Below are 2,396 nucleotides of genomic sequence, written 5' to 3'. Positions count from 1 at the left end.
TACTGCAACCGCATCTGGGGTGACGGATGGGTTCTGTCGTCGTTGTTGTGACTGTGTGCTGATGAGCTGACGGTCGAGCAGGTCGAGTCGTGGTCGGAGGGGATAGCCGGTCTGCATGCCCGGTTCGCCCACCGTTTCGGCAGGTCGGAGCCGCGTGAGCGGGCGCTGGACTATCTGGAGGGGCTGATCGCTCCTCTGGAGAAGAAGAACGGCTGGGTGCGCCACGAGGCGCCGTGTGACCGAGTGGAGGTGCGAGACCTCTACCGCCAGGCCGTCGCAGCGGCCGGGTAGAAGCTGGGGGCAGTCCAGGCCGGGGAACGCCGGTGAGGACGGGAAGCAGCCCTGACAACGCCGGGATGGCGCGGTACTGCCAGACGCGTCGGGTTCGGCAAGCAAGGCCAGAAGGCGTACGAAGAGGAATCCGTGTAAAGCCCCGTAAGTCTTGTCACCGGGCTCCAATCTGGCGGATATGGGCCCGGGGTGCAGTGCGTGACCGCTCGCTGCGGCAGGGGCGGTCAACTTCGAAGCCGGTCTCCAACTGCCGGTGGGAAGGCCACGCTGAAGGTCTGCGGCGTAGGCGTGGTGATGCTGCCGGGGTAGTAGCGGGACGCCGACCTGGCCGATCGGCACATGGTGAACGTGGGAACCGCCTGCGGTCGCCCCTGTTTTGCGGGCATCCATCCCGGAGAGCCGGGGGCAGGCCCGTTGCCGGCTGAGGGCCGCAGGTGGGGCGGAGGCCCCGTAGTAGTCCGGGCGGAGGAAAGCTCCGTGCATGGCGAAGGGGGCCAGCAAGTCGGCGGGGAGGATGCTGCAATGCCGGGAGGCCACGGGTGAATACCCATGCACTGGAGTTCGCGCTGCTCAAGGCCGAGCGCCGGGTACTGGAGATGCAGACCAAACTGCACTGTTGGGCGACCGACGATCGTGATCGCCGGTTCGATGACCTGTTCAATCTCGTTGCCGATCCCGCGTTCCTACTGGTTGCGTGGGATCGGGTGAGGAGGAACAGGGGCGCTCGCTCGGCCGGAGTGGACGGGCAGACTGCCCGTTCCGTGGAGGACGGGCAAGGTGTTGAGGCTTTCCTCGACAAGGTGCGGTCCGATCTGAAGGACCGCACTTTCTGTCCGCTTCCCGTGCGTGAACGGATGATCCCCAAGCCGGGGACGGCAAAGCGCCGTCGGCTGGGTATTCCGACCGTTCGGGACCGGGTGGTCCAGGCGTCCCTGAAGCTGGTGCTGGAGCCGATCTTCGAGGCGGATTTCCTCCCGTGTTCCTACGGGTTCCGCCCGAAGCGCCGGGCCCACGACGCGCTTGCCGAGGCACACGACTTCGCCAAGAACTCCTATGAATGGATGGTGGAGGGGGACATCGAGGCGTGCTTCGACTCGATCGACCACACGGCCTTGATGGACCGGGTGCGTCGCCGAGTCGGGGACCGGCGCGTCCTTGACCTGGTGAAGGCGTTCTTGAAGTCGGGCATCCTCAGCGAGGGTGGCCACTCCGAGAACACCGATACCGGCACTCCGCAGGGTGGGATCCTCTCACCGCTGCTGGCCAACATCGCCCTGTCGGTTCTCGATGAGTTCATCGCGGCCGGTCCGGGCGGGCCGAACTCCACTCAGGGCCAGCGGGCCCGGCGACGTCGCCAGAATCTTCCCAACTACCGGCTTTTTAGGTATGCGGACGACTTTCTGATCGCCGTGACCGGGACTCGCGAGCAGGCCGAGGACATTCGCACCCAGGCAGCGGAAGTACTCGCCTTGATGGGACTGCGTCTGTCCGTGGAGAAGACAGCCATCACCCATATCGACGAGGGGCTGGACTTCCTCGGGTGGCGCCTCCAGCGCCACCGCAAACGTGGGACCCAGAAGCACTACGTCTACCTCTACCCCTCCAAGAAGGCCCTCCAGGCCGTCAAGGAGAAGGTCAAGACGCTGTGCCGACAGGACACGAACCTGCCGCTGGCAGCCGTGCTGCACCAGCTCAACCCGGTGCTGCGGGGCTGGACGGCGTACTTCCGGCACGGGGTGTCGTCCGCGACCTTCCAGTACCTGTCGGCCTTCACCTGGCGACAAGTCTTCGGGTGGCTGCGGCGAAAGCATCGCCGGTCCAACTGGAAGAGTCTGCGCCGTCGTTACTGTGCGGGTCGATGGTGGCCCGCCGACGACGAGGTGGTCTTGTTCAGGTGCGCGAAGGTGCGGACCAACCGCTATTTGTACCGCGGAAACAAGATCCCCTCGCCTTGGCCCAGCGGGACCACGATGGCAGCGGCCACCTGAGAGGGCTTGTGGAGAGCCGGATGCCTGGAGATCGGGCACGTCCGGTTCGGGAGGCGGGCCGGGGAAACCCACCGACGGCAACATCGACAGGGCGCCCCGGTCCGACCTCACACGCTG

General features: G+C 65.9%; 1 protein-coding gene and 1 pseudogene. Both read left to right on the top strand.

Annotated features, from left to right (window positions below):
- Window positions 1–66 precede the first annotated feature (66 nt).
- Window positions 67–228: pseudogene (locus NON19_RS32980) on the top strand (IS701 family transposase); the annotation flags it as partial.
- Between the two features lie 602 nt (window positions 229–830).
- On the top strand, window positions 831–2,279 hold the full coding sequence (gene ltrA, locus NON19_RS32975) for a group II intron reverse transcriptase/maturase (protein ID WP_255932956.1): 1,449 nt from the start codon (window positions 831–833) through the stop codon (window positions 2,277–2,279).
- Window positions 2,280–2,396 lie beyond the last annotated feature (117 nt).

The sequence above is a fragment of the Streptantibioticus rubrisoli genome (genome assembly GCF_024436055.1).
Lineage (GTDB): Bacteria > Actinomycetota > Actinomycetes > Streptomycetales > Streptomycetaceae > Streptantibioticus_A > Streptantibioticus_A rubrisoli.
The sequence above is the reverse complement of the archived record's forward strand: the minus strand, read 5'-3'. Positions and strand labels throughout refer to the sequence as shown.